The sequence below is a fragment of the Exiguobacterium sp. PvP048 genome, assembly GCF_040549175.1.
Classification (GTDB): Bacteria; Bacillota; Bacilli; order Exiguobacteriales; family Exiguobacteriaceae; genus Exiguobacterium_A; species Exiguobacterium_A artemiae.
In genome coordinates, this window is the sequence record NZ_JBEPSU010000013.1 from 1 (window position 1) to 26567 (window position 26567).

The following is a 26567-nucleotide window of genomic DNA, read 5'->3' on the forward strand; positions in this document are numbered from 1 at the left end:
AGCCAAGTGGTCACACCCGTTCCCATGCCGAACACGGAAGTTAAGCACTTGAACGCCGAAAGTAGTTGGGGGCTTCCCCCTGTGAGGATAGGACGCTGCCAGGCGATCGTTCCGCAATAGCTCAGTGGTAGAGCAACCGGCTGTTAACCGGTAGGTCGTAGGTTCAAATCCTACTTGCGGAGCCATTAATTACTTCTTCACCACATGCAATGGAGAGCTGTCCGAGTGGCCGAAGGAGCACGATTGGAAATCGTGTAGGCGTCATAAGCGTCTCAAGGGTTCGAATCCCTTGCTCTCCGCCATATCATTTTTAATTATTAAGATGGCCCGTTGGTCAAGCGGTTAAGACACCGCCCTTTCACGGCGGTAACACGGGTTCGATTCCCGTACGGGTCACCATTTTTTATCATCGCGGGGTGGAGCAGTCTGGTAGCTCGTTGGGCTCATAACCCAAAGGTCGTCGGTTCAAATCCGGCCCCCGCAATTATTACATACGGTCCTGTGGTGTAGCGGTTAACATGCCTGCCTGTCACGCAGGAGATCGCGGGTTCGAATCCCGTCAGGACCGCCATTGTTAAGGCTTTGTAGCTCAGTCGGTAGAGCAGAGGACTGAAAATCCTCGTGTCGGCGGTTCGATTCCGTCCAAAGCCACCATATGATTTTTAAATGTTTTCCCATTTGTGGGGGGGTAGCGAAGTGGCTAAACGCGGCGGACTGTAAATCCGCTCCCTCGGGTTCGGCGGTTCGAATCCGCCCCCCCCCACCACTTTAGGGGCATAGTTTAGCGGTAGAACTACGGTCTCCAAAACCGTCAGCGCGGGTTCGATTCCTGCTGCCCCTGTTTTATTATGGCGATTGTGGCGAAGTGGTTAACGCACCGGATTGTGATTCCGGCATTCGTGGGTTCAATTCCCATCAGTCGCCCTTTTATTATTGGGCTGTGGCCAAGTGGTAAGGCACTGGATTTTGATTCCAGCATGCGAAGGTTCGATCCCTTCCAGCCCAGCTTTTTGTGCGGAAGTAGTTCAGTGGTAGAATACGACCTTGCCAAGGTCGGGGTCGCGGGTTCGAATCCCGTCTTCCGCTCCAATAAATGGCGCCATAGCCAAGTGGTAAGGCAGAGGACTGCAACTCCTCTATCGTCAGTTCGATTCTGACTGGCGCCTCCAATCATTTTTAATTAAATAGTTTTGCAAGAGATTGTGCCGGTGTGGCGGAACTGGTAGACGCGCACGACTCAAAATCGTGTTCCTTTGGAGTGTCGGTTCGATTCCGACCACCGGTATCTTGCGGGTGTAGTTTAGTGGTAAAACCTCAGCCTTCCAAGCTGATGATGAGGGTTCGATTCCCTTCACCCGCTTTTACCTTTTTACAATCTCATTCAAGAATTATCTGATTATGCGGGTGTAGTTTAGTGGTAAAACCTCAGCCTTCCAAGCTGATGATGAGAGTTCGATTCTCTTCACCCGCTTACCTGAAAAGAGCAAAGTGTCGTTTTAATTGACACTTTGCTCTTTTTGTTTAGCCATTATATTATTCAAAGCAATAAGGGAAAGGAGAGATCAGATGCGTGGAGACATGTTAAAAAGAGAGTTACAAGCGTATGCAAAAGAAATCGGAATTGATGAGTTTCGAGTGACGACAGCCGATCCATTTTTAGTCATGAAGCAACGGCTCATGGAACAGCAAGAAAAAGGATATGCTTCCGGGTTTGAAGAACCGGATCTCGAACGTCGGACGACACCTGCATTATTGCTTGAAGATGCTGTCTCCATCATTGCGATTGCTGTTGCTTATCCCAGTAAACTAAAAGACGCACCACGCGGAAAAGAAGGAGAACGGCGCGGGATCTTCGGACGCTCTTCCTGGGGGCTTGACTATCATCAAGCTTTAAAACAGCGTTTGACGCTGCTCGAAGAAAAAATTCAAGAGCTGTCACCCGGAGCCCGGTCCCGTTCGATGGTCGATACGGGGGAACTGGTGGACCGGGCAGTCGCAGAACGGGCCGGTATCGGCTTCAGCGGGAAAAACTGTTCCATCATCAGTGAGGAGCATGGTTCTTATCTGTATCTCGGGGAACTGATTACAGATCAATATCTGCCGCCGGATGAATCTGTGGAAGAACTGTGCGGTTCGTGTAATAAATGTCTTGATGCCTGTCCGACGGATGCACTGATTGAACCGGGTGTCATCGATGCAAAACGGTGTATCTCCTTTATTACACAAACGAAGACACTCATTCCCGAGCATTTCCGATATGCTTTAGGGAATCGTCTATACGGATGCGACACGTGTCAGCAAGTCTGTCCCTATAACCGCAAGAAAAATGCGACACAGCACAGCGAACTGCAACCCGATCCGGAACAGGTCAAACCGTTATTGATTCCGTTGCTTTCACTCAGTAATCGCGAATTTAAATCACGGTTCGGTTCATTGTCGGGCGCATGGCGCGGAAAAAAACCGATTCAACGGAATGCCGTCTGTGCGCTCGTTCATTACCAGGACCGGACGGCACTTGATGCTTTACGGTTGATGGCCGAAACCGATCAGCGCGAAGATATGCGGGCGCTTGCGATTTGGGCTGTCGGTCGGATTGCCGGTCAAGAAGCGGAAGACTACATTCAAAAACGACTGTTGACGGATTCTGCTGAAGATGTTCAAGTGGAAGGGAACCGTTTGCTTGAGGAATGGGGGAACGGACATGCCATATAAAAAGATGTCATATACGTTTGGTGAGTTGGTCATCGGTTGGGAAGAAGAGGAAGTCGTCTATCTTGATTTTGGACATGATATGGCTCGTCTGAAGAAGTATCTTGATCCGGCTGCTTACTATGAGGCATCGTTGCCTGATTTTCTGGCCGACGCACTGGATGCCTATGAACAGGGACAGCCGGAAGCATTGAATACCATCTCTTGTCGCCTGGAAGTGACTGCTTTTCAGCACCGTGTTTTGGAGGCTTTACGATCGATTCCGTTCGGACAGACAGCCAGTTACGGACAACTTGCACGAATGATTGGTTCCGACAAGGCGGCCCGTGCCGTCGGTGGGGCCTTGAACCGGAATCCGATTGCTTTGATTTATCCGTGTCACCGGATTATTGGGGCATCCGGTAAAATGACGGGGTTTGCCAGCGGTATTGCCCATAAAGAAGCGCTGCTTGCGCATGAGTTAGGAGAGAAGAATTAATATGGCTATTCACGTCGTTATGTATCAACCAGAAATTCCGCAAAATACAGGTAACATTTCACGGACATGCGCAGCAACGCATTCCGTCTTGCATTTAATCCGACCGCTTGGATTTTCAACGGATGATAAACAGTTGAAACGGGCAGGTCTTGATTATTGGGAGTTTGTTGATGTCAGGTATCATGATTCGTTGGAAGAATTATGGGATAAACATCCGGATGGGACGTTCTACTATATTACGAAGTATGGAGAGAAATATCCAAGCCAAGTCGATTTGTCGAACGTTGAAGAAGACTACTTTTTCGTTTTCGGACGGGAAACAAAAGGATTGCCGTTAAACGTCATCGATGAGAATCTGGAACGATGCATCCGTCTTCCGCAATCGAATCTTGTACGTTCGCTTAATGTCTCGAACACGGCCGCAATCATCGTGTATGAAGCGCTCCGACAACAAGGATATGCCAATCTATTGTAAAACAACAAATCCCCCTGACCCGAATGACCGGGCAGGGGGATTTGTTTTATTCGTTACCTTCAGGTTTTTTATTGTAGCCTGCAGTGAAAATCGCTGTCAAGAAAGCGAGACTAACGCCTACCATTAAAATAAATGCCATTTTTGCTTCCCCCTTTAGTCTCAATAACCGATATAATCTATTATAGTATACTTGCTAGTGTAATTGTGTGCTACATATGAAATTTCTATGAATGGAGATTCGAAATGCGGACGAACGTCTACTTATTGAGTTATGCCCCGCTGATCAGCATCCTGCTGTTTAGTACGTCTCTTGCGATTGCTACGTCAGAGCTTGCACTGACATGGCTGAACAACGTCGGGGTCTACGACGAGTTACTGCAAATACTCAGTGCACGTAACACGAAGTTACTCGTATGGCTCGGCTTTTTAATCATTTATTTTATGATTTTCAGTTCCTTGAAACTGATTTCAGACACGATTAATCAGCTTGGGTTTGCGTTTTTCATTAAAGAACAGGTCGGAACGACGTTGAGTATGTTACGTCCCGGCAGTATTCTCCTGTTGGTTGGAGGATGCATTAGTTTTGCGTTCATGACATCTTTTCCGTTAGTCTGTCTCGTACTGGCCGGTTCTTTTTTAATCTATTTTTTCTTTTACGTGTTTCAAATCAGTAAAATGACTTCCTCTGCAGGGGCCATCGGATTAGTCGTCTTTCTTTTCCTGGCATGGGGCATGTTACTTGCCGGACTGGCATGGGTCGGACTAAGCCTGTTTAATTCGCTTGGACAGGCTGTTCTTTTCCCGAAATAAGTCACTGGACGATCGAAGCCCATGTCCTGACTTGTAACGTACTGTTGGCTTCACTCGGGAAGGCACGGGGGATGTCCGCCCCAATCCAGATTCCGCCGACATGTTGATTTTTCATACCGACAAACCACATGTCCTTATTGTCGTTCGTCGTACCTGTCTTGCCTCCGATATAAGCCGGGGCGGGATCGTAACCCAACCGCCCTGTACCGTATGTCATGACGTTATGGAGCCCTTTACGCAGTAACTGGTTTGTTCGACTCGACCAAATCCGGTCCGTTGACATCACATGACGGTAAAGGGTTCCCTGATCCGTCGTGATGGTGCGGATCATCGAGGAGGGACTGTACAGTCCATCATTGACAAGGGTGGTGTAGGCATTGGTGAGTTCAAGTGGACTGACACCGTATTTTAGCCCGCCGAGCGCACTGTTGTATGAATTATCTTCTTCGGTCCACTGACTGAATCGAAACGGTCGGATGGTCTTTAATCCCTCGTTGAACGAAACAGAAAAAGCACGTAAGGCCGGTGTATTGTAGGAGTATGCAATCGCATCGGCAATCGTCACGCTGCCAAGAATCCGGTTGCTGCTGTTTTGCGGACAGTATCCGTCAAAACAAACAGGACTTCCATCCAGTCGACTCGTTAACGTTTTTTTGGTCTTTTCGAGGTAAGGACCATAAACAAGCAACGGCTTTAAGGTGGAGCCGGGCTGACGATAAGATTGAACCGCCCGATTGAGCTGACCCGGTACATTGGATTTATTACCGACCAGTGCCGTCACACCGCGTGTATCCCCGTCGATTCCGACGTAAGCACCTTCAATCGGATGAGGGAGTCGTTGAATCGCTTGTTTGGCCCGCGTCTGCTCTGCAGGATCAAGATATGTCTGGATGACGGCACCGTGTTGATGTAAATACTGCTCAGCCTGTGACATGTTCAAATTTTTTAAGTCAGCTGTCTGGCGGATTGCTTCCGATACACTGGCATCGATGTAATCAGGATAACGGATGATCGGCTTATTGAACGAAACGTTGATGGACTGTTTTCGGACTTTATTTGGAATGTCCTGTGTCTGTTGCAACGCTTTTAAGATACGCTGTTGACGTTTGCCCGTGTTTTTCGGAAACCGCAACGGATTGTAAAGAGACGGATTATTTGGAATCGCAGCCAAATAACTGACTTCCGCCCAACTTAAATCTTCCGCATGTTTTCCGAGATATGATGTGGCTGCGAGCTCGATACCGTAAATATTATTCGCGAAATAGGCTTGATTGACGTATGCGGTTAAAAGCTCTTTTTTAGAATATTTTTGCTCAAGTTCCATTGCAATTAAGATTTCTTTTATTTTTCTAGTATAGGTTTTCTCGGTGGAAAGATAAGTCATCCGTGCCAATTGTTGGGTGATCGTACTTCCGCCTTGACCTTTGTTATCACCGGACTGATTTTCTGTAAACGCTCGCAAAATACCGGTGATATCATAACCGTCATGCTGATAAAATCGCTGGTCTTCAATCGCGATGAAAGCCTGTGCTACCTTTGGCGGCAGAGCACTTGCCTTTAAATCGTTCCGGCGAAGTCCGTCATAGAGTTCGAGGCGCTCTTTTTGATACGTGACAGTAATCGGTTGATAGGAAGCAAGAGGGCGTTCAGTCGTTTTTTGATCAGCCCAACTGAACAAATCCTGTGCAAGATCCAACTGATTACGCACTGAAAAAAGTGTTAGTACTAAACTAAAAGCTAAAGCCAACACTAGGGCATATCCTGTCGTGATTCTCATGAAAACTCCTTTCAAACGGCATTTCATTCCTATTATCGGTCTTTTTTGGAGAAAACAATAGAAAAATTTAAGAAATTTGTATTTTAATAAACCTATTTTTCAGGAATGTTATATTAAAAAGAGAAAAGGTGGGTATATAAGAGTATCTGTATAAATTAGAGCACATGATTGATGTAAAAAAGAGCACAAACTGGAGGGGACGAAATGGCTAAAAAGAATGTCGTCGCGATGTTGCTTGCTGGCGGAGAAGGAAAACGTCTAGGAGCACTTACGAAACACACAGCAAAACCAGCGGTCGCGTTTGGAGGGAAATATCGAATCATCGATTTCCCGTTATCTAACTGTACGAACTCAGGAATCGACACAGTAGGAGTCTTAACGCAATACGAACCACTTGAACTGAACCGCTATCTCGGAATCGGAAGTGCCTGGGATCTTGACCGCCGGAACGGTGGCTTAACGATCCTGCCTCCTTACCAAGCCCAAAACGGGAAAAATTGGTATGAAGGAACGGCGAATGCCATCTACCGTAACATGAGTTACATCAACCAATACGATCCAGATTATGTGCTTGTCTTGTCAGGGGATCACATTTACAAGATGGATTACGAAAAAATGATTGAGGAACATCGTCAAGGGGGAGCAGACGTTACGATTTCTGTTCGTGAAGTTCCTTGGGAAGAAGCACCGCGCTTCGGAATTTTGAATACGGACGAAGATCTTCGAATCAATGAGTTTGAAGAAAAACCGGAAAATCCAAAATCGAACCTGGCTTCAATGGGGATTTACGTCTTTAACTGGGATGTCTTAAAACGTCACCTGATTCAAGATGCCGGGGATGCCGAGTCAAGCTTTGACTTCGGGAAAAACATTATTCCGAACATGTTATACGAAAACTTAAATATTCGCGCCTATAAATTTAAAGGATACTGGAAAGACGTCGGAACAATCCAATCACTTTGGGAAGCCAACATGGACTTACTTGAAGCGGATCCGGAGTTTGATCTCTACGAACCGTCTTGGAAAGTACATTCCGTCAACCCGAACCAACAACCGCAATACATCGGGAACAATGCTTCCATTGAGACTTCGATTATCAACGAAGGATGCCATATTGAAGGCGAAATCAATCATTCGGTTCTCTTTTACGGCGTTGATGTTGCAGAAGGTTCGCTTGTAAAAGATTCGGTCATCTTCCCGAACGTTAAGATTGGTAAAGATGTCACGATTCACCGGGCAATCCTTGCAGACGGTGTCGTTGTAGAAGACGGAGCAACAATCGGAACACCGAATGGTGAAGTCTTCGTCATCGAAGCAAACAGTATCATTCCAAAAAATGAAGTCGTCAAAGAAGCGATCCAATAAGGGGGAAGTACCGATGAAAGCAGATTTACTAGGAGTCATCAATCTGAGCGGTGAAGAAGGGTTCTTTAAAGAATTGACGGAACACCGCAACTTAGCTGCCGTACCATTCGCGGGTCGATATCGGCTCATCGATTTCACATTAACGAACATGGTTCAAAATGAGATTGCGAATATCGGTGTCTTTACACTTGAAAAATACCGCGCCATGATGGATCACTTAGGATCCGGCAAAGAGTGGGACTTGGACCGGTCAAACGGCGGACTTTATATTTTCCCGCCGGCTTTATCACAAGATGCCCATGAATTCCGTGGTGATTTATCAAACTTCCATTTGCACCGCGACTTCTTCTTGCGCAGTAAAGAGAACTACGTCGTGATTTCGGGATCAAACATTTTATCTGCGGTCGATTACCGCGATGTCTTGCGTGAACATAAAGCCTCAAACGCTGATATTACGGTTGTTTATACGAAACGTGATTTGCCGTGTAACTATTGCCGTCCGATTCGTTTTAGTGAACAGAACCGTGTGACGGCAATCGGTTCACGCGGGTATGAACCATCGGATGAGACGTTCTACATGGAAACAGTTGTCCTGTCAAAAAACTTGTTCGTCCGTCTCGTTGACGAAGCAATCGGTCGCGGGGAATATGATTTGCTTCAAAGCATCATTCGTTCTCAATTAAACCGACTTCATGTCCATGGTTATGAATACACAGGGACATCACAAGTGATTCATTCCCTTCGCTCGTATTACCGTGAAAGCATGCTGTTGCTTGAGCAGTGGGGAGCCATCAATGACTTCCAACACGTCTATACGAAAATCAAACACGAACCGCCGACACGTTATTTACCGGGATCGACCATCAAGAATTCGCTTGTCGCAAACGGATGTAAGCTAGAAGGAACAGCAACGGACAGTATTCTTTTCCGTGGCGTCAAAGTCGGGAAACATGCGCGGATCAAAAACTCGATCATTATGCAAAAATCAGTCATCGAAGAAGGCGCAGTCGTTGAATACGCGATCCTTGACAAAGAGGTAACAGTGAAGCGCGGACAAGTCATCCGCGGAACTGCGGAAGAACCGATTGTCATTAAAAAACAAACAATCGTTTAAAGGGGATGTCATCATGAAGGTATGGTTTGCTGCCACAGAAGCGACACCATTCATCAAGACAGGGGGGCTAGCTGACGTCGTCGGCTCGCTCCCTTTAGCGCTTGCTGAAGAGGGTGCGGAAGTTTCGGTCATTTTACCGAACTACGGTCAAATTAAAGAACAATACAAACTGGAAATGGAATTTTTATTTGATTTTATCGTTCCGGTCGGATGGCGTCAGCAGTTTGGAGCAGTCTTGCGTTTAAAACAAGATGGCGTCACGTTTTATTTCATTGACAATGAATATTACTTCAAGCGTGATGGGGTCATTTACGGCCATTATGACGACGCGGAGCGTTTTGCCTATTTCTCAAGAGCCGTCCTTGAAATGATTCAGCGTGTCGATGCAGACGAAGTCCCGGATGTCATTCACTGCCATGATTGGCAGACAGGTGTCCTGCCGGCGTTCCTGCGGATTCATTATCAACACCTGACACGTTATCAGGAAATTAAAACGGTCTTTACAATCCATAACCTGCAATATCAAGGGGTCTTCCCGGAAGAAGTACTCGGCGACCTGCTCGGGCTCAGCCATGAACACTTCACGGCAGACGGTATCGCTCATAACGGACTCGTCAACTATATGAAGGCTGGACTTGTCCATGCCAACCAAATTACGACTGTCAGTCCGTCTTACCGCGATGAAATCATGGATCCATACTACGGTGAAACACTGGAACCCGTCTTGCAACACCGTGCCGTCGACGTCCGCGGGATTTTGAACGGCATTGATTACCGGCAGTTCAGTCCGGATACGGATGAACATCTGGTAGAAAACTATGATGTGAAGACGGTTGAAGAAGGCAAAGCAGCCAATAAGGCAGCCTTACAACAGGAACTTGGCTTACCGGTCAATCCGGATGTGCCATTATTTGGCTTTGTCTCACGTCTTGTCGACCAAAAGGGAATTGATTTACTCGCCCATATCCTGCCTAATCTGTTCGAACTGGATGCCCAGTTCATCATTTTGGGTTCGGGAGAAGCGGAGTATGAAGGGTTGTTCCAGCATGCTTCAACGATTCGTCCGGATAAAGTAGCTTCCTACATCGGTTTTGATGTCGGACTCGCTCAACGGATTTATGCCGGAAGTGACGCCTTCTTGATGCCGTCACGTTTCGAACCGTGTGGTCTCAGTCAATTGATTTCGATGAAGTACGGTTCGTTGCCGATCGTTCGGGAAACGGGCGGTTTACGTGATACGGTTCAACCATTTAATCAGTTCACTTTAGAGGGAAACGGCTTCTCGTTCTCGAATTATAATGCGCAGGAGTTCCTTGATGCCATTAAACGAGCGATTGAGACGTATCATGATAAACCTGTATTCAAGCACCTGATTGAGACAGCGATGCAAGAAGACTTCAGCTGGATTCGATCGGCTGATGAATATTTGGCGCTCTATCGTTTAATCGCACCGTCTGCTGACTGAAGGGGATTACGGGAAATGGGGTTTTGTGATGTTTAAAGACAAAGAGAAGTTCAAGAAGAGGTTTAATGAGCGATTTATTTCCATGCATGGTAAGGCGCTAGATGATGCAACAGAAAATGATGTATACCAGACGTTAGCCTACATGGTGCGGGAATATGTCACGACGGACTGGATGCGGACGAAAGAAACCTATATCCATAAAAAAAGTAAACAAGTCTATTATTTTTCACTTGAATTTTTACTCGGTCGATTCCTCTACAATAACCTGTTGAGTCTTGATGTGTTGGAAGAGGTGCGAAGCGGTCTTTTAGAACTCGGCTATGATTTGGCTGATTTGACGGAAGAAGAGCCGGAACCGGGTCTTGGGAACGGGGGGCTGGGCCGTTTAGCAGCCTGTTTCCTCGATTCACTCGCTGCACTCGGCTTGCCGGGGCACGGAAACGGTATCCGTTACCAGTATGGTCTGTTCAAACAAAAAATCATCGACGGCTACCAAGTCGAGCTTCCGGATAACTGGTTGAAGAACGGAAACATGTGGGAAATCCGCCGTTCGGATAAAGCAGTCGACATTCCGTTTGGCGGAAACGTTTGGCTCGAGGAAGTCGAAAGCGGCAAGTACCGTGTCCATCATGAACCGGCAGAAATCGTTCGTGCTGTCCCTTATGACATGCCGATCGTCGGATATCAGAATGGAATCGTCAATAACTTACGTCTGTGGAGTGCTGAGTCGCCGTATGACGACGATGAACTGTTAAGTCAACACCGAGGCAACTATAAAGACCTGCTGAGCCACAAACAGGCAATCCAGACGATTTCCGAATTTTTATATCCGGATGATACGACATACGAAGGGAAAGTCTTACGTCTAAAACAACAGTATTTCTTCGTCTCGGCAGGACTGCGGAGTATCCTTTTGTCACATAAAAAACGAAATACGTCGCTGAAGCATCTGGGAAATCAAATTGCGATCCATATCAACGATACACATCCGGTCGTTGCGATTCCTGAATTGATGCGGATATTGATTGATGAAGAAGAATATTCGTGGGAAGAATCATGGCGGATTACGAAAAGTGTCATGTCCTTTACGAACCATACGTTGCTTTCGGAAGCATTGGAACGCTGGCCGGTTGATCTGTTCCGCAACCTATTGCCGCGTATTTATCTGATCGTCGAAGAAATCAACCGTCGATTCTGTAAGGATGTCCTTGATAATTATCCGCACCTGGAAGCGAACATGCGCGAAATCGCCATCATCGCAGACGGAATGATCAACATGGCGAATTTGGCTGTCGTCGGTACCCATTCAACGAACGGTGTAGCTCAAATCCATACGGAAATTCTCAAGCAACGCGAAATGCGATTGTTTTACGAGATGTTCCCGCTTCGCTTTAATAATAAAACGAACGGGATTACACACCGCCGCTGGTTCCTGTTATCGAATCCTTTACTTGCCGACCGTGTGACGGAAGCAATCGGAGACAGCTGGATCAATCATCCGTCCGATTTACAAAAGCTGACGAAATTCGCAGAGGATCGTACGCTTCAGCAGGACATCCAGGCGATTAAGTTGGCGAGTAAAAAGGAATTGGCAGAGTTGATTGAGAGCGAGACGGGAATCGTTGTTGATACGCATTCGATTTTCGATGTCCAAGTCAAACGGCTTCATGCGTATAAACGACAATTACTTAACGCGCTTCATATTCATTCTTTGTACTACCGTCTAAAAGAAGATCAATCGTTCCAGATGACACCGCGGACGTTTATTTTCGGTGCGAAAGCAGCTCCTGGCTATCATTATGCAAAAGAGGTCATCCGTTATATCAATGCTCTCGCGAATCTGATCAATTCGGATCCGGATATCAGTCCTTACATGAAGGTTGTATTCCTTGAGAACTACCGTGTGTCGCTTGCAGAAAAAATCTTCCCTGCCAGTGATGTCAGTGAACAGATTTCGACAGCAAGTTACGAAGCATCAGGAACCGGCAACATGAAATTCATGATGAACGGGGCATTGACGGTCGGAACGCTGGACGGTGCCAACATTGAGATTCGGGATGAAGTCGAAGATCCAAACATCTTCATTTTTGGTCTGACGCCGCAAGAAGTCATGAACTATAAAAAATACGGCGGATACAGTGCGTACGATCAATACAGTGCACAGCCTGAACTGCGCCGCGTTATTGACGGACTGGTTGACGGCTCGCTGTTCCCGACAGGAGAGTTCCAGGCCATCTATGATTCTCTGTTGACGTACAACGATGAATATCTGATTTTAAAAGACTTTTTATCGTACCAACAAGCACAGGAAAGAATCGGACGGGCTTACCAGGATCCTGAGAAATGGTACAAGATGGTCATCATGAATATCGGAAAATCCGGTGTCTTCTCGAGTGACCGGACCATTAAAGAGTATGCGAATGCGATTTGGAACATCAAACCGGTTCAAATCTAAAAAAAGTCCGATGAGAATCGGACTTTCGTGTACGTTATCGTGCGACCTCATCGGTTTGGCTGATCCAGTCGCTGTAAGATCCCGCATAGAGCCGGACATCGGTTTTACCTAAAGCGTGCAAGGCAAGGACATTGACGCAAGCGGTCACGCCGCTGCCGCAATAAAGAATTGGAGATTCCGCTTCGAGCAGATCAGCGTACAATTCCTTCAAATCTTCCGCATCTTTCAAGCGACGGTCTGGTGAAATCGCTTCTTCGAAGAAACAGTTCACGGCACCCGGAATATGGCCGGCGATCGGATCAATCGTTTCATTTTGACCTTGGAACCGATCAGGTGAGCGGGAATCGACGAGATACGTTTCTGCCGGACGGTTTTTAACTTCTTCATACTGAATCAGCATGTCATCTTGAAAGTCGGCTTGATAGGTCGATTTTTCAAAAACAGTTGATTCCGTACTCATAGGGAAGTCAAACGCGAGATAAGACGACAGTCCACCTTCAAGGACAACGACACGTTCGTGGCCGGCCCATTTAAAGAGCCACCAGGCACGGGCGGCGTAGGGGAAGCCGTCATCATAGAGGACGATGAAGTCATCACGCTCGACTCCGAGCGACTGCAACGTGCCGACCCACTGCTCCTTGGACGGGAGTGGATGACGTCCGCCCGTCTTGGAACGTGGTCCTGATAAATCAGTTGATAAATCTAAATACTGTGCGCCCGCGACATGGCTTTCCTTAAACGCTTCACGACCATAATCGGGATGTTGCAAATCATAGCGACAATCAAACCAGCGAATCTGATCCGTATGGACAAGTTGCTGCAAGTCAGTCATTTGAATGGTTGGAAACATGAACATCACCTTGACCCTTTCTAAAGTAATCATATGAAAGGTACCGTTTTATCGCAAGTCGTAACAAATATCTCATGCAGTCAAACTTAAAGGAGTGGACACTATATGTCATGGAAAGAGACCTATCAAAAATGGAATCAGTTTGCAGGCCTGGAAACGGAACTAAAAGAAGAGTTGACGGCACTCGCGAACGACGATAAAGCAGCCGAGGAAGCCTTTTACAAAGAGTTGGAATTCGGGACAGGCGGTATGCGTGGGGAGATCGGTGTCGGAACGAACCGGATGAATGTCTACACGGTACGTAAAGCCTCACAAGGGTTTGCCGACTTTATCAAGGCGGAAGGTGCGGAAGCGGTCGCGCAAGGGATTGTCATCGCCCATGACTCCCGTCACTACTCTCCGGAGTTTGCATTAGAAGTAGCGAAGACGCTTGCCAGTAATGGAATCAAAGCTTATTTGTTCGATGGACTTCGTCCGACACCGGAACTGTCATTTGCCGTGCGTGAACTTCGGGCAGCAGGCGGAATCGTCATTACAGCCAGTCATAACCCGCCGGAATATAACGGCTATAAAGTCTATGGGAATGACGGCGGCCAATTACCGCCGAAAGAAGCGGACGACCTCGTCTCTTATGTCGATCAAGTCGAGGACGAACTTTTAATCGAGCTTGAAGCGGAAGAAATCTTGCGCGCGAACGGATTGATTGTTCGTGTCGGAGAACAGATGGATGACGCGTACCAGGAACAATTAAAAACAATTCGTGTGTTACCGACGATTCAGGACGAGTTGACAGCACCTTTAAAGATTGTCTTTACTCCGCTTCACGGGACAGGCCTTGTACCGGTCACGGTAGGATTAAAGAATTATGGTTTTGAGCATGTAACGGTCGTCGAAGAACAAGCGAAGCCGGATGGCGCCTTCCCGACAGTATCTTCTCCGAATCCGGAAGAGCATGCGGCATTTAAGTTGGCTATCGAGTACGGAGATCGTGTTGATGCGGATGTGTTGCTTGCGACAGACCCGGATGCCGACCGTGTCGGTGTTGCGACACGTGATGCGGACGGAGAGTGGGTCGTGCTTACAGGGAACCAGACCGGCGCGTTATTGCTCGACTACATCTTGTCACAAAAAGCGGCACAAGGCACATTGCCGAAAAACGGTTTTGTAGCAAAAACGATTGTTACATCGGAACTCGGAGCCTTGATTGCAAGACATTATGACTTACACGTTGAAAATACATTAACAGGATTTAAATTTATCGGTGAAAAAATCAAGCAATATAATGAATCCGGTGAATATGAATATCTGTTTGGTTATGAAGAAAGTTACGGTTACTTGATCGGCGACTTCTGCCGTGACAAGGATGCCGTCCAAGCCTGCCTGCTTGCTGCCGAGATGACAGCGTATCACAAGAAAGAAGGACGGACGCTGTACGAGGCATTACAAGACATCTATGAGCAGTTCGGTTACTTTGAAGAATCACTGCGTTCGTTGACGCTCAAAGGGAAAGACGGTGTCGCGCAAATCGGCCGGATCATGGATACGTTCCGCGAGCATCCGCCAAAACAAGTAGCGGGTGAAAAAGTCGTCTTATTTGAAGACTACGATGCAAGCATTTCGCATGATTTGGTGAAGCATCAGCCGTCACCGATCAATCTGCCGAAATCTAATGTCTTGAAATTCACGTTGGAAGACGGTTCGTGGTTCTGCCTCCGCCCATCAGGGACTGAACCGAAAATCAAATTCTATTTCAGCGTGACATCACCTGACGCTACAGAAACAACACGTAAACGTCAGATGATTGAAGATGAAGTAATGCAAGAAGTCGAACAAATTCAATAAGCATTAAAACTGAAAGTGGAAAACGGCAGAGCATGATTGATGCTCTGCCGTTTTTTTTAGTACCCGTCAGGAAGAAAGACGTAACTCGTGCAACCGTTACCAATTTCATGTAAAGTGAACGATGAAGCATCATATAGAGATAGGGAGATGAGTAATGATGGAACGGATACAGTTAACAGAAGATCTTTCATTTTCAAGGGTCATACATGGTTTATGGCGATTAAACGAATGGGAAATGACTGCAGAGCAGCGTCTTGAACTGATTGAACAATGTTTGGCTCTCGGCATCACAACATTCGACCACGCCGATATCTACGGCGATTATACGAACGAAGGGTTGTTCGGTGAAGCACTGGCTCTCAAACCTGAACTCCGCGAACGGATGGAAATCGTCACAAAAACAGGAATCAAGATGAAGGGAAACTACTTCTCGGATCAAAAACTATCATTTTATGATACAACAAAAGAACATATCATTGAACACGCGACACGTTCATTAAAGGAACTGGGTGTCGACTACATTGATACGTTATTAATCCATCGTCCGGATCCATTGATGGATCCTAACGAAATTGCAGAAGCCTTTGTTGAGCTGAAAGAGTCAGGAAAAGTCCGGACGTTTGGTTTGTCAAACCATACACCGGCACAGCAAAGTCTGATTCAATCACGACTGCCGTTCATGCTCGTCACAAATCAGCTTGAACTGTCTGTTGCCGAACTGAAGCACTTCGAAGACGGTTCTGTTGATCTATGCCACGAAAATGAAATGCCGCTCATGGCGTGGAGTCCACTAGCTGGAGGGCGATTATTCAAAGATGAGCAGTTTGCGCCGCTTCGCGACAAGCTCGAGGAAATCGGACATGACATCGGTGTAGAAGCAATCGATGAAGTAGCCTACGCTTGGTTGCTCAAACATCCGGCACGGATCATGCCAATCGTCGGTTCTGGAAAAATTGACCGCATTGAATCAGCTGTTCGAGCGACCCGACTCGAACTGTCACGTGAACAGTGGTTTGAAATCTTAAAAGCTTCCCGTGGACGGGATGTCGATTGAAAAATAGCCTTCGGGCTATTTTTTTTACAAAAAAAGTCCCATCTCAAGGGGGAGTTGAGATGGGAGTATCTATAGGGTTATGCTTCGAGGCGAAGCATTTCCTGACGATATTTATCTAAACGTTCTTTGCTGGCTGTAACAGCTGCTTGATCATGGACCTGGATGGCATCGAAGAGCGTACTGAGCTCATAATCGATTTCGAGGCGTAGCACTGGAATCCGCTGCTCTGCATCTTGTCTACGGAAAGCTTCAATTACTTGTTTCATCTCGGCCACGCTCCTTTTAAAGTTATCAGATAATTCTGATTTTTATTAGTATACTTGATTATTCCCGTGTTGGCTAGTATTAAACCTGAAAAAGATTAAAAAAAACACTTGGAATGTGCAACGATTCCAAGTGTACTTATTCTATTCCGGAATACTGAATCGGGCTTCAAGACGATGTTGCACCGCTTGAATTAATGTCGACATGATCCAATAAATCGCAGCTGAGAACAGCAATAATGGCATGACGAGATACGTCGTCGCTGAGATTTGATCGGATACATACGTCAGTTCTTCAACCGCCACGATCGTCCCGAGAGAAGTCGATTTGATAATATCAATAACCGAGTTCGACAGGGGAGGAATGGCACGTGAAAGAGCTTGTGGGAGGATAACATCCTTAAACGTCTTCCGGCGTGGAATTCCGAGTGAATCCGCAGCTTCCCATTGTCCGCGATCGACAGACGAAATCGCTGCCCGGAAGGATTCCGAGATATAGGCGGAGAAGTGAAGCGACAGACCGAATGCCAACGCCTGGAAGCCCGTCAATTGCAGGACGACCAAACCATTATATAGAATCAAGATTTGCAGCAACAGTGGAGTTCCCCGGAAAAAAGAAACATACAATCGTGCGAAACCGCTTAAGACGGCAAAACGGCTATCCCGCATGACGGCAAGAATCAGACCGAGAAAAAGCGCAAAGACGATGGCAAATCCACTTGCAAGAAGTGTAGTGCCAATCGCCTTTCCGTAAACGTCCGCATTATCGCGGACGATTGTAAACAAATCCATCACTTGCTGATGTCCTCGTTAAAGTATTTTTTTCCGAGATCTGCGAGTGTACCGTCTTTTTGCATCTCTGCGAGTGCTTTGTTGAAGTCTTCAGCATACTTGCTGTTTTTTGCCATCATCAGACCTGATTCGTTTTTATCAAACGTCTCACCGACAGCTTTTACTTTGTATCCTGCTTTTTTAAGTTCTGTCAGGACAAACAGACGATCGTTCATGGCAGCGTCGACACGTCCTGCTTCAAGATCTTTCAAGACTTGGTTTGCGCCTTTGTAGTACTTGACTTTCGCACCGGCTTCTTCTGCTGTTTTCGCGTAGAGCGAACCTTGTGTCGAACCGACAGTTTTTCCTTTTAAGTCTTCAAGCGTCTTAATGTCATTTGTTTTGTTATTGACGATGATTGTTGAACCGGAAACTGTGTAGGCATCAGAGAACGCATATTTTTCTTTCCGCTCATCTGTGATACCCATCTGGTTTGCGATGACGTCAATTCGTTTTGAATCGAGTGCCGGAATCAAACCTTTGAAGTCCATTGCTTTGTACTCGACCTTATAGCCGGCACGTTTTGCGACTTCGTTCATGACATCGATATCATAACCTGTTAGTTTACCTTTTTCTTTATACGTAAATGGTGGGTAAGTTGCTTCTGTTCCGACCGTTACGACTTTTTCATCTTTGTTTGCTTCTTCGTTAGAAGCGCCGCACGCCGCTAACACCCCCGCTGTTGATAGTGCTGCTACTGCTAGCTTTAGTCCGTGTTTCATAGCGCTCTCTCCTTTAAATGAATAAATGATTTCAATTCCTAGTTTTCGAATAGGATTAATTTAAGACTACAAGCAGTATCATACAAAGTTACAGGAACGTCTGTCAATAAAAAAGACTGCCCATAAATGGACAGCCTGACTGCAGTTACTGAACGTTTAAAAATTAACGGATTGTTGCTTCTGTTGCCGCATCGAAGAAATGTGCTTTTGTCATGTCGAAGAAGAGGTCTAAATCTGAACCCATCTCGACGTGTGAACGCGAATCGACACGTGCTGTGAACGCTTGATTACCGACTTTCGAGTAGAGGTAAGATTCGGCTCCCATAAGCTCGGATACTTCGATATGGGCCGGGAAACGGTGTGCTGTTTTTGTATCTTGATAGATCAATTCAGCATGAATATCTTCCGGACGGATTCCGAGAACAAGATCTTTACTTGTGTAACCGCGTTCGCGGAGAACTTTCATCTTACCTTCAGGAACTTCGAATTTCTCTTCTGTGCCCGTGACGTGGAAGAGACCGTCTTCCGCGAGTTTACCTGTCAGGAAGTTCATCGACGGAGAACCGATGAAACCGGCAACGAACATGTTATCCGGGTGATCGTATACTTCTTTTGGAGTTCCGACTTGCTGAATCAGACCGGCTTTCATGATGACGATTCGTGTTGCAAGTGTCATCGCTTCTGTTTGGTCGTGGGTCACATAGATCGTCGTCGTTTCAAGACGTTTGTGCAACTGAATGATTTCCTTACGCATTTGAACACGGAGTTTTGCATCCAAGTTTGAGAGCGGCTCATCCATCAAGAAGACTTTTGCATCACGAACGATGGCACGGCCGATCGCGACACGCTGGCGTTGTCCACCAGAGAGGGCTTTCGGTTTACGCTCCAAATATTCTTCAAGTCCGAGAATACGTGCTGCATTGTCGACACGTTGTTTGATTTCATCTTTCGGGAACTTCCGAAGTTTCAGACCAAATGCCATGTTATCAAAGACGTTCATATGTGGATAGAGGGCGTAGTTTTGGAAGACCATCGCGATATCACGATCTTTAGGCGCTACGTCGTTCATGCGTTTTCCGTCGATGACAAAATCTCCGCCCGAAATTTCTTCAAGACCGGCGATCATTCGTAATGTCGTCGATTTACCGCAACCTGATGGGCCGACGAAGACGATGAATTCTTTATCTTTAATATGAAGGTTAAAATCATCCACTGCTTTTGCTGTTCCTGAATAAACTTTATCAATATGCTCAAGACGAATATCTGCCATGTGTACATCCTCCTGTAAATTAAGTAATCGGTTAATATAACGCTTACAAGATTCAGTATAGGAGATACAGGATGAAAATCATATGGACAACATGACTGAATGTAACCGTTATCATTTGGTCACTATGCTACGAGAAGCAGCGTATAAAGGAACATGGCTCCTTCAAATGACCGGATATCGATTTCCGTCTGTTCCGTCAGTCGATCGAGTCGGTACTGCAGACTGTTTCGATGTAAAAAGAGATGTTTAGCCGTCAAGGAAACATTTAAGTTGGCGCGGCAAAAAGCATCAATCGTCTCGCGTGATTCGCGTTCGAGCGGTGTGATGAACCGTTCAATCAAATCGTCACGAACTTCGTTTGACAGTAACGTCAAACGCATCAAGGCAGGCAGAAACCGTTCGATGTGTAACAATGGAAGTTCACGCAAGGCAGCTTGTTCCAATCGAAACTGTGCTGCCAAATCTCCGGATTGGCGCTGTTGTCCAATCAGTGCTTTGCCGTCCATCAGAAAATCAGACTGGAGAGCTGTGAAAAAATCGTGTAAATCATTTTCTGAGACAGAGTCTTCCCGTTCAATGACGACAAGACGATTGGACGTCAACGGAATAATCCAACTCGACGGATGAAAAAAAGATGTCAGCAGTTGTTGTAAATCTTCACCGGTCCGTACATCGAGTTGTTCAAATAAAAAATGAATCATCCGAAACGGATGGGCTTCCTCGCTGGACGGTTGTTCCAGCCGGCGGCGCCACGTGACGATCTGATCCGACTCCGAGGTGACGACCCGTTCGGCAAGCAGGTCGAGCAAGTCCAGTTCGCGGGGGGTGAGAATCGTATTTTCAATCCCGAAACGAAGTCCATCGGCTAACTGATATACGGTATACTTATCGGTACAGTACACGGTAGGATCGGTGGAGAGATGATCCTTAAATAAGACGGTTAATTGATGTAACATACAAGGCGCCTCCCTAAAAAGTCCTACTAAGACTTTACCACAATACCAAAATCGGAAGGAACGAGGATCTATGCAAGTGGAAGTTGATTTAGTCATAAAGATGATCGGGATGATTGTCATTGGAGCCTTGATTGGGGCAGTCACCAATCATCTCGCAATCCGGATGCTGTTTCGTCCGCTCGAAGCGAAGTATATCGGCAAGTACCGAATTCCGTTTACACCGGGATTAATTCCCAAACGGCGTGACGAATTAGCGGCAAATCTTGGACGAACGGTCGTTAAACATTTATTGACTCCGGAAGGAATCAGCAAACGGCTTCAGCAACCGATTGTTTATGAAGCCATTACGCGGATGATTCAGCAGGAGGTACAGAAATGGACACGGTCGACGAAAACGATTCGTGAAATTGCCGAACGGTTTGTTGCGAATCCGGAAGGGAAATTACAACAACAAATCGAACAACGAATCGATCAGGAACTGGAATCGATGGCAGTTGCGATCAAAACGGCACGGTTAACAGAAGTCCTCGGTGAGGGCGGAACAACAAAAATTAAGACGGCGATTCCCGGAATGGTCGAAGTATTACTTCATCAAACCGAACAGTATTTTGACAGTCCTGCCGGTAAAATGAAACTCGAAGAAACGGTCGCCCAGTTCATTCAAAGTAAATTAGGCGGAGGCATGTTCGGAATGCTGCTTGCCAATGTCAATATCGTCGAAATGATTCAACCGGAACTCAAACGGGTAATACAAGGAAAGTCGACACATCAGTTCATCAGTGAAATGGTCGAACAAGAAGTCCATACCTTACTGGAACGGACGGTGGGGTCGCTGCTTGAGCCGGAGACGGAACGGCAAATCATCGAACGGATGAAATCGGAAATCGTAACGCGTATTCCGCTGGCGGCATTACTGGATACGCCGTTACATGAATTTCTGGAACCGCTTGAAGTCCGGATCAGTCAAGAAATGGTCCCGATGCTTTCTAAACAAATGGTGAATCGTCTGATCGAGCAGGTCGAGCAAATCATGGCGACACTCGATCTCGAAACGATTGTCCGGGAAGAAGTCGATTTACTTGATACCGCCTATCTGGAAGAAATCGTTTTATCGATTTCAAGACGGGAATTCCGGGCTATCACTTGGCTTGGAGGGTTATTAGGTGGTTTAATTGGGATGATACAAGCGATACTTCTTATCGTTTAACTAAATTGGAGGGTTTACACATGTCTGAAACTAACTTATACGATCATGCCTACACACTCGAGCGTGCACTTCGCGAAACGTCAGAGTACACGACACTGAAGGATTTATACGCGCAAGTTAATGCGGATCCAATGTCAAACGAATTATTCGCTTCATTCCGCAACGTACAACTCGAATTACAACAAAAACAAATGCAAGGTGAGGAAATCACACCTGAGGATATGGCATCGGCACAAGCGAAGATGCTGGAAGTCCAAAACAATCCTTTGATTGGTCAACTGATGCAGGAAGAACAACGCATGCACACGATGTTGACGGAAGTGACACAAATCATCATGAAACCGCTAGAAGAGCTGTACGCACCGATGATGGAACAAAATCAAGACGACGTTCAGTAAAATCATTTAAAAAGCCTCGGCGCCATTTCATTGGACCGAGGCTTTTTTCATGACGTTTTTTCTGTTGGAACAAGACGAGGAAGGTAAGCCCGTTCGAAATGAATCAACTGTCCGGAACGGGTCACGCGTGCCCCGCAGTGTTCCAGATCGGCTTCTTTCAAACGACGGATGCCTTCCTGGCGTGCCTCCGAATCGGATGAGGCGTCAAATGTATCATCAAGTAATGTTTCTCCCCGATCTGAAAATGCAGTAATCGTATAAACCATGGCTGATTCCTCCTTGTCCAAAATGACTAATTTAAGTGTAATGAATAGTCATTCATTTTACAAGTAAGAATCGATATCCTGCCACGTCAATTGTTTGGAGAGGGGAGGGGCCTCAAGATGACTGACGCTCATACCGATTAACCGGATCGGACCTGAGAATTCAATTTCATTAAACAGCTTGGTCGTGACCCGGAGCAGCGTTTCCTCGTCAGCGGTTTCTTCTAAAAAGGTATACCGTTTAGAGCGGGACTGGAAATCTTCCGTCTTCCATTTAATCGTAACAGTTCGACAGACCAGTTCTTTTTGGTTCAGTGTCTTGACGACGGACAGCGCTTCCCGTTTCAGCGTTTCGAAAATGGTATCGATATCTTCTGTGTCTTCTTCGAATGTACTTTCGGAGCCGATGGATTTTCGTTCCCGGTGCGGGCGGACCATTCGCTCGTCTTGACCGTGTGCCATCGTATACAACTCCGTTCCCCGGTCCCGACCAAGTAATCCCCGCAGTTCAGCGATCGGCGATTGTTGAATATCTGCGACCGTTTGGAAACCATGTTTCTGAAGTGTTTGCTCCGTGACTTTTCCGACTCCGTGTAAATCCCCGATTTTTAATCCGGATAAAAAAGGTAAAACATCATCCGGCGGCAACACGGTTAATCCGTTTGGCTTTTGATGACCGGAAGCGATTTTAGCGACCAGTTTTGAGTTCGATACGCCGGCGGAAGCAGTTAAACCTGTCCGCCGTTTAATTTCAGCCAGGATGTACTGGGCGATATGCGTCGCGCTCGTCATTTGCAGGTTATTTTCCGTGACGTCAAGATATGCTTCATCAAGAGATAACGGTTCGACAAGAGGCGTGACCTCAAGAAACAACTCCATGATTTGGGCGCTGACAGCCCGGTACACTTCAAAACGCGGGCGCAGGAAAACGGCCCGCGGACACAGTTGGAATGCCCGTCGTGATGGCATGGCACTGTGAATGCCGTATTTGCGTGCTTCATACGAACAGGTGGCGACGACACCCCGGGCATGAGGAGGGCCTCCGACGATGACGGGGACACCTTTTAGATGCGGGCGGTCACGTTGTTCGACGGAAGCATAAAAAGCGTCCATGTCGACATGAATGATTTTTCTTCCCACCATCGTCTCCTCCTTTCTTTCAATCCGTGAATTCGTTACACTAAGTATAACGAACTTATGTTCTTACATCTATTTTTTTACTTGCGACTTTTTATTTGGCATGCGCACAAGTGCTCCTAACCAGCCACGGCGTTTCATCCAATAAAAGATTCCACCGGTCGTAAGGAAAATCAAAAACAGGGAACTGGCATATCCGTATTTCCAGTCGAGCTCAGGCATATTTTTAAAGTTCATTCCCCAAATTGCACCGAGCGCCATCATCGGTGTAGCGACGGCTGTGAAAATCGTCAAGGCTTTCATGATTTCATTTCCCCGGAAGTTCGAGACGGTTGTCGACAGATCAAGCAATACTTCAATATCTTTTTGATAGTGTTCAATCAACATCAACAGACGTTCGACCCGCTTTTCGGCCAACCGGTAAGGTAAGGCGTCCGTATAGGTACTTTGGCGAACAAAAGCTTCAGGTCCCGCTAGTACAAGTTCACGGAACGGGACAATCAGATCCGACCAATTTTCGATCGTATCCCGTAAACCGAAGATACTGTCGAGAGAATTCTCATCGATACTTCCCCGAAGCTCATCCTGTCTTAAAAACAGTTCGGTTTCAAAAGCATCGATTCCCGAGAAGTAAGTATTCATTTGCAGAGATAACAGCGCATAAAAAGCTTCGAAAGGGGTCGTCGTTTCAAAAGGTTCGATTAAGGAAACGACATGTTCCGATAAGCCGATTGTAATCAGTTCCGTCGGTGAAAGATAATAGCAGATGGAACGGCGGTCACTTTTATCAGCCGGATTTTGCCAAGTCACGATGGAGCCGTACAGTAAATCAAGTTCGACCCGTGTGAAGTTCATATCTTTAGTAGACAGTTGATTCAGCCAATCCAGTTTAAAAGCGTCGGTCGGTGTTTGAGAATGAAAATATTCTTCAAATTCGGCAAGCGTTAAAAAACGATGCCAGCTAAAGAGTGAGTCGGATTCCATGTTTTGAGCTCCTATATAGTAGAATGGTAGAGTGACGTCTGACAGTCAGAGAAATATGTAAACAGTTCTAATCAAAATGAGTCCAGATAAATAAAAAGGATGTGTTGTGAAATGAAAGGTATCGGTCAGTTGGCAATTGGTGAAATGCTCGATCAACGAGTCATGATCAAGCAGGCATTAAAAGGAATCGCTGCAAACGGAAAACCTTATCTGACATTGATTTTAGCAGATAAGACGGGAGAAATTGAAACAAAGATGTGGGACACGAGTGATCTTGAAAAATATGCTCCTAAATTCATCGTCCATGCAGCTGGTGAAGTGATGGATTACCGGGGACGGACACAATTAAAATTGAAGCAAATCACCGTGTTGGACGAAACGAATGTAGAAGATTACATTCAATCGGCACCACTTCCGCGGGAACAGATTGAAACGGAAGTACTCGGTTTCATCGAATCGATTCAACATGCCGAGATGAAGAAGCTGGTCAAACATCTTGTCATCAAAGATTTCGACGCGTATTTCACACATCCGGCAGCGGTCAAAAACCATCATGCGTTTTATTCTGGTTTATCCTATCATGTCCTGTCGATGTTAAAACTGGCGGATCAAATTGCCCGTCTGTATCCTACATTAAATCGTGATTTGTTGATTGCAGGTGTCGTATTGCATGATTACGCCAAAATCAAGGAATTATCCGATCCTGTCACACCGGAATATACGCTTCCCGGAAAGCTTGTCGGGCATATTTCATTGATGGTCGCAGAATTAGAAAAGGTCGGGGCAGAGTTACAAATCGACGCAGAAGTTTTGACGGTCTTACAGCATCTCGTCTTAAGCCACCATGGGCGTCCGGAGTGGGGATCGGCAGTGGCACCACAGATGCGTGAAGCCGAGGTATTATTCCTGATCGATAATCTAGATGCGCGGATGACGATGATGGATCGTTTGCTCGAGTACGTGGAACCCGGCCAATTTTCTGAACGATCGTTCGCATTGGATAATCGTTCATTTTATCGTCCCAAGCTGTAAAAAGATGACGTAAAAAGATTCAACAGGATTTGAAATTGATCAGAGGAGTGGAATTCATGAAAACCAAACTATTCGAAGCAATCCAAATCGGGGGACTTCAGTTCCGGAATCGTGTCATCATGGCACCGATGTGTATGTATAGTGCAAAAGAAGATGGACTCGTAACCAATTGGCACGTCACGCATTACGCCTCACGTGCAGTCGGTGGCGTCGGTGGTGTCATCTTAGAGGCAACAGCTGTCACACCGGACGGTCGAATCTCAGCCGGTGATTTAGGCGTCTGGTCGGATGATCACATTGACGGACTTCGCCGCATTGCCGATCAAGTAAAAGCGGCCGGTGCAAAAGCGGGAATCCAACTGGCGCATGCCGGACGGAAAAGCACAACGGCTAAACCGCCTGTCGCACCATCAGCAATCGGATTCGATGATTCATATGATCATCCGCATGAACTGACAGTGGAAGAAATCGATGTCATCAAACAACAATTCGTCGAGGCGGCACTTCGCGTTGAACAGGCGGGCTATGATTTCATCGAATTGCACGGAGCACACGGCTATCTGATCAATACCTTTTTGTCCCCGTTATCCAACAAACGTCAGGATCAGTACGGTGGATTGATGGAAAACCGGATGCGCTTCTTGCTTGAAATCATTGACGCCATTCAAGAGAAGTCAGATCTGTCATTATGGGTCCGGATTTCGGCAGCAGACCATGCACCGGGTGGAATGACGGCGGCGGATTATATCCCGCTGGCCGAGGAATTGTTAAAGCGGAACATCGACTTGCTGGACTGCAGTTCAGGAGCCGTTGTTGCCAATGCCGTTCCGGAAGTTTATCCCGGCTACCAAGTACCGTATGCAGCGGAAATCAAACAGGCAACCGGCATCAAGACAGGGGCGGTAGGATTGATTACGACGGCAACGCTCGCGGAAGAAATCATCCGCAGCGAACGGGCGGACGTCATCCTGCTTGCACGTGAACTTCTGCGTCAACCGTATTGGGTTTATCATGCGGCAGCGGAACTTAAGGATGAGGTCAGTTTACCAAAGCAATATGAACGGGCTCCGATTCGGTAAAAAGAATAGGAATCAGAGCTAAAAAAAATCC

24 protein-coding genes, 15 tRNA genes and 1 rRNA gene are annotated in these 26567 nt (G+C 46.5%); 30 read left to right on the forward strand and 10 right to left on the reverse strand.

Annotated features, from left to right (window positions below):
• The 20 genes from rrf to ABIC15_RS14705 form a co-directional block, all read left to right on the forward strand.
• Positions 1-104, forward strand: a 5S ribosomal RNA gene (gene rrf, locus ABIC15_RS14610); the annotation flags it as partial.
• 6 nt (positions 105-110) lie between these two features.
• Positions 111-185 (forward strand) — tRNA-Asn (locus ABIC15_RS14615).
• Positions 186-211: 26 nt separating this feature from the next.
• Positions 212-302 (forward strand) — tRNA-Ser (locus tag ABIC15_RS14620).
• A gap of 22 nt (positions 303-324) precedes the next feature.
• Positions 325-399, forward strand: a tRNA-Glu gene (locus tag ABIC15_RS14625).
• Between the two features lie 11 nt (positions 400-410).
• A tRNA-Met gene (locus ABIC15_RS14630) sits at positions 411-484 on the forward strand.
• Between the two features lie 11 nt (positions 485-495).
• Positions 496-571, forward strand: a tRNA-Asp gene (locus tag ABIC15_RS14635).
• 7 nt (positions 572-578) lie between these two features.
• Positions 579-654 (forward strand) — tRNA-Phe (locus ABIC15_RS14640).
• A gap of 28 nt (positions 655-682) precedes the next feature.
• A tRNA-Tyr gene (locus ABIC15_RS14645) sits at positions 683-766 on the forward strand.
• A gap of 4 nt (positions 767-770) precedes the next feature.
• Positions 771-841 (forward strand) — tRNA-Trp (locus ABIC15_RS14650).
• Between the two features lie 10 nt (positions 842-851).
• A tRNA-His gene (locus tag ABIC15_RS14655) sits at positions 852-924 on the forward strand.
• Positions 925-934: 10 nt separating this feature from the next.
• A tRNA-Gln gene (locus ABIC15_RS14660) sits at positions 935-1006 on the forward strand.
• Positions 1007-1014: 8 nt separating this feature from the next.
• Positions 1015-1089: transfer RNA gene (locus tag ABIC15_RS14665), tRNA-Gly, on the forward strand.
• A 6-nt stretch (positions 1090-1095) separates the two neighbouring features.
• Positions 1096-1169: transfer RNA gene (locus ABIC15_RS14670), tRNA-Cys, on the forward strand.
• Between the two features lie 35 nt (positions 1170-1204).
• Positions 1205-1285 (forward strand) — tRNA-Leu (locus tag ABIC15_RS14675).
• 4 nt (positions 1286-1289) lie between these two features.
• Positions 1290-1360 (forward strand) — tRNA-Gly (locus ABIC15_RS14680).
• Positions 1361-1400: 40 nt separating this feature from the next.
• Positions 1401-1471 (forward strand) — tRNA-Gly (locus ABIC15_RS14685).
• Between the two features lie 95 nt (positions 1472-1566).
• The gene (gene queG / locus ABIC15_RS14690; RefSeq protein WP_012369567.1) at positions 1567-2712 is read left to right on the forward strand and encodes a tRNA epoxyqueuosine(34) reductase QueG; all 1146 of its coding nucleotides are present in this window, start codon (positions 1567-1569) and stop codon (positions 2710-2712) included.
• Positions 2702-3187, forward strand: coding sequence for a methylated-DNA--[protein]-cysteine S-methyltransferase (locus ABIC15_RS14695; protein WP_214848096.1), 486 nt, complete (start codon positions 2702-2704; stop codon positions 3185-3187). Before queG ends, ABIC15_RS14695 begins: the two co-directional genes overlap by 11 nt.
• A 1-nt stretch (position 3188) precedes the next feature.
• A complete protein-coding gene (trmL, locus tag ABIC15_RS14700) occupies positions 3189-3662 on the forward strand; it encodes a tRNA (uridine(34)/cytosine(34)/5-carboxymethylaminomethyluridine(34)-2'-O)-methyltransferase TrmL (protein WP_012369569.1) in 474 nt (157 codons plus the stop codon).
• A 243-nt stretch (positions 3663-3905) separates the two neighbouring features.
• The gene (locus ABIC15_RS14705; protein ID WP_012369571.1) at positions 3906-4472 is read left to right on the forward strand and encodes a DUF5366 family protein; all 567 of its coding nucleotides are present in this window, start codon (positions 3906-3908) and stop codon (positions 4470-4472) included.
• A 1-nt stretch (position 4473) separates the two neighbouring features.
• Here ABIC15_RS14705 and ABIC15_RS14710 read toward each other — a convergent pair whose 3' ends face one another.
• Positions 4474-6249: a transglycosylase domain-containing protein gene (locus ABIC15_RS14710; protein ID WP_354020990.1), complete on the reverse strand. Its 1776-nt coding sequence runs from the start codon at positions 6247-6249 to the stop codon at positions 4474-4476.
• A 204-nt stretch (positions 6250-6453) separates the two neighbouring features.
• On the opposite strand from ABIC15_RS14710, the gene ABIC15_RS14715 reads away from it, so the two are divergent.
• The 4 genes from ABIC15_RS14715 to ABIC15_RS14730 are packed head-to-tail and all read left to right on the forward strand — an operon-like array spanning position 6454 to position 12648.
• Positions 6454-7614, forward strand: a complete 1161-nt coding sequence (locus tag ABIC15_RS14715) for a glucose-1-phosphate adenylyltransferase (RefSeq protein ID WP_354020991.1) — start codon at positions 6454-6456, stop codon at positions 7612-7614.
• 13 nt (positions 7615-7627) lie between these two features.
• Entirely contained in the window at positions 7628-8728 is a 1101-nt protein-coding gene (gene glgD / locus ABIC15_RS14720; RefSeq protein WP_354020992.1) for a glucose-1-phosphate adenylyltransferase subunit GlgD, read from the forward strand.
• 13 nt (positions 8729-8741) lie between these two features.
• Positions 8742-10193, forward strand: a complete 1452-nt coding sequence (glgA, locus tag ABIC15_RS14725) for a glycogen synthase GlgA (protein ID WP_354020993.1) — start codon at positions 8742-8744, stop codon at positions 10191-10193.
• Between the two features lie 28 nt (positions 10194-10221).
• On the forward strand, positions 10222-12648 hold the full coding sequence (locus tag ABIC15_RS14730; RefSeq protein WP_354020994.1) for a glycogen/starch/alpha-glucan phosphorylase: 2427 nt from the start codon (positions 10222-10224) through the stop codon (positions 12646-12648).
• A gap of 34 nt (positions 12649-12682) precedes the next feature.
• Here the strand turns inward: ABIC15_RS14730 and ABIC15_RS14735 are convergent, their stop codons facing one another.
• On the reverse strand, positions 12683-13498 hold the full coding sequence (locus tag ABIC15_RS14735; RefSeq protein ID WP_354020995.1) for a sulfurtransferase: 816 nt from the start codon (positions 13496-13498) through the stop codon (positions 12683-12685).
• A 105-nt stretch (positions 13499-13603) separates the two neighbouring features.
• Here ABIC15_RS14735 and ABIC15_RS14740 point away from each other — a divergent pair, with 105 nt between their 5' ends.
• Together ABIC15_RS14740 and ABIC15_RS14745 are read left to right on the forward strand one after the other, a co-directional pair.
• A complete protein-coding gene (locus tag ABIC15_RS14740; RefSeq protein ID WP_354020996.1) occupies positions 13604-15340 on the forward strand; it encodes a phospho-sugar mutase in 1737 nt (578 codons plus the stop codon).
• A 157-nt stretch (positions 15341-15497) separates the two neighbouring features.
• Positions 15498-16394, forward strand: coding sequence for an aldo/keto reductase (locus ABIC15_RS14745; RefSeq protein ID WP_354021005.1), 897 nt, complete (start codon positions 15498-15500; stop codon positions 16392-16394).
• 77 nt (positions 16395-16471) lie between these two features.
• Here ABIC15_RS14745 and ABIC15_RS14750 read toward each other — a convergent pair whose 3' ends face one another.
• The 5 genes from ABIC15_RS14750 to ABIC15_RS14770 all read right to left on the reverse strand — a co-directional run bounded on the left by ABIC15_RS14750 (position 16472) and on the right by ABIC15_RS14770 (position 20436).
• Complete coding sequence (locus ABIC15_RS14750) at positions 16472-16660, reverse strand: hypothetical protein (protein WP_012369580.1); 189 nt, start codon at positions 16658-16660, stop codon at positions 16472-16474.
• A 141-nt stretch (positions 16661-16801) separates the two neighbouring features.
• A complete protein-coding gene (locus tag ABIC15_RS14755) occupies positions 16802-17449 on the reverse strand; it encodes an amino acid ABC transporter permease (protein ID WP_354020997.1) in 648 nt (215 codons plus the stop codon).
• Complete coding sequence (locus ABIC15_RS14760; protein WP_012369582.1) at positions 17449-18210, reverse strand: transporter substrate-binding domain-containing protein; 762 nt, start codon at positions 18208-18210, stop codon at positions 17449-17451. The genes ABIC15_RS14755 and ABIC15_RS14760 overlap by 1 nt, the downstream gene beginning before the upstream one ends.
• Positions 18211-18373: 163 nt before the next feature.
• Entirely contained in the window at positions 18374-19480 is a 1107-nt protein-coding gene (locus tag ABIC15_RS14765) for an ABC transporter ATP-binding protein (protein ID WP_012369583.1), read from the reverse strand.
• Positions 19481-19602: 122 nt separating this feature from the next.
• Positions 19603-20436: a PucR family transcriptional regulator gene (locus tag ABIC15_RS14770; protein ID WP_354020998.1), complete on the reverse strand. Its 834-nt coding sequence runs from the start codon at positions 20434-20436 to the stop codon at positions 19603-19605.
• A gap of 70 nt (positions 20437-20506) precedes the next feature.
• On the opposite strand from ABIC15_RS14770, the gene ABIC15_RS14775 reads away from it, so the two are divergent.
• Both ABIC15_RS14775 and ABIC15_RS14780 read left to right on the forward strand, forming a co-directional pair.
• Positions 20507-21643 carry a DUF445 domain-containing protein gene (locus ABIC15_RS14775; RefSeq protein ID WP_354020999.1) on the forward strand — a complete coding sequence of 379 codons (1137 nt, stop codon included), beginning with the start codon at positions 20507-20509 and terminating at the stop codon, positions 21641-21643.
• Between the two features lie 20 nt (positions 21644-21663).
• Positions 21664-22041 carry a YlbF/YmcA family competence regulator gene (locus ABIC15_RS14780; protein ID WP_012369586.1) on the forward strand — a complete coding sequence of 126 codons (378 nt, stop codon included), beginning with the start codon at positions 21664-21666 and terminating at the stop codon, positions 22039-22041.
• Between the two features lie 47 nt (positions 22042-22088).
• On the opposite strand, the gene ABIC15_RS14785 is transcribed toward ABIC15_RS14780, so the two are convergent.
• The 3 genes from ABIC15_RS14785 to ABIC15_RS14795 form a co-directional block, all read right to left on the reverse strand.
• Positions 22089-22307 (reverse strand): YhzD family protein, encoded by a 219-nt coding sequence (locus ABIC15_RS14785; RefSeq protein WP_354021000.1) that lies wholly within the window; start codon positions 22305-22307, stop codon positions 22089-22091.
• 57 nt (positions 22308-22364) lie between these two features.
• Complete coding sequence (gene dinB, locus ABIC15_RS14790; protein ID WP_318929195.1) at positions 22365-23447, reverse strand: DNA polymerase IV; 1083 nt, start codon at positions 23445-23447, stop codon at positions 22365-22367.
• Between the two features lie 66 nt (positions 23448-23513).
• Positions 23514-24425 (reverse strand): magnesium transporter CorA family protein, encoded by a 912-nt coding sequence (locus ABIC15_RS14795; protein ID WP_012369589.1) that lies wholly within the window; start codon positions 24423-24425, stop codon positions 23514-23516.
• Between the two features lie 111 nt (positions 24426-24536).
• On the opposite strand from ABIC15_RS14795, the gene ABIC15_RS14800 reads away from it, so the two are divergent.
• Positions 24537-25457 carry an HD domain-containing protein gene (locus ABIC15_RS14800; RefSeq protein WP_012369590.1) on the forward strand — a complete coding sequence of 307 codons (921 nt, stop codon included), beginning with the start codon at positions 24537-24539 and terminating at the stop codon, positions 25455-25457.
• 56 nt (positions 25458-25513) lie between these two features.
• Positions 25514-26536, forward strand: coding sequence for an NADPH dehydrogenase NamA (namA, locus tag ABIC15_RS14805; protein WP_354021001.1), 1023 nt, complete (start codon positions 25514-25516; stop codon positions 26534-26536).
• Positions 26537-26567 lie beyond the last annotated feature (31 nt).